The sequence below is a fragment of the Methylobacterium sp. J-092 genome, from assembly GCF_022829325.1.
Lineage (GTDB): Bacteria > Pseudomonadota > Alphaproteobacteria > Rhizobiales > Beijerinckiaceae > Methylobacterium.
On record NZ_JAKSXU010000005.1, the window covers coordinates 1 to 943 of the forward strand.

The 943-nt window shown below is 61.7% G+C and carries 1 protein-coding gene and 1 pseudogene; one reads left to right on the forward strand and one right to left on the reverse strand.

Features of this window, described 5'->3' with window-relative positions:
• Positions 1–164, forward strand: a 164-nt coding sequence (locus MKK60_RS00060; RefSeq protein ID WP_279603905.1) for a DUF2171 domain-containing protein, incomplete at its 5' end; no start/stop codon positions are given.
• A 186-nt stretch (positions 165–350) separates the two neighbouring features.
• On the opposite strand, the pseudogene MKK60_RS00065 reads toward MKK60_RS00060, so the two are convergent.
• Positions 351–943, reverse strand: a pseudogene (locus MKK60_RS00065) (integrase core domain-containing protein); the annotation flags it as partial.

The window sequence follows — 943 nt, forward strand, 5'->3', positions numbered from 1 at the left end:
ATCATCTCGATGGGCAGCGCATCAAGCTGACCCGCACTGACCCGGACGCGGAGGGCGTGCATCACTTCATCCATGTCGACTCGATAGACGCTGTCGAGAACGGTGAGGTGCGCTTGAACAGGACCGCTGCCGAAGCCAAGGGCGAGTGGGGTACAGCGGAGTAGGCCTAGAGAACGCCATGCGGGAGGGGGGACGCCCTCTCCCGATCTCACAAGTTGTCCGACCCCCTGCCCGATTTAGGCTATGCCTATCCGCTCTGATTGGCTCGGGATGGTAACACCCTTCCCAATCAGCGGCTGACACCTTACCCCCCATATGATCGGCCCCCACGAGGTGGTCCAAGGGTGAAGTTAGTGCACGGTGGGCCGCTCCGCCACGAGTAGCTTGGCCGGCGGAGCTGGTCGGGCGAGCGCAGCCGGCCAAGCGGAGAAGGCCGGCACGAACACCTCCGGTGCCGGCGGCTGGTATTTCAGCGATGCATGCGGGCGCACGCCGTTGTAGTGACGTCGCCAGCTTTCGATCACGACCTGCGCTTCCCTGAGTGTGTAGAAGATCTCGCCGTTGAGGAGTTCGTCGCGAAGCCGTGCGTTGAAGCTTTCGACGTAGCCATTCTCCCACGGTGAGCCTGGCGTGATGTAGGCCGTCTTTGCTCCGACGCCGGTGATCCAAGCTTGTACGATCTTCGCAACGAACTCCGGGCTGTTATCCGAACGGATATGGCCAGGTAGGCCACGCAGGATTAACAGATCCGAGAGCACGTCGATGACGTCGGTTGCCTTCAGCTTTCGGGCGACTCGGATCTCCAGGCATTCATGCGTGAACTCGCTGCGCGGTCCTTCGGTTCGTCGACCACGTCGAGCATCCGGATCTTGCGTCCATCATGCGTGCGCGCCTCGACGAAGTCGTACGACCACACGTGATTGCGGTGTTCCGGACGAAGACG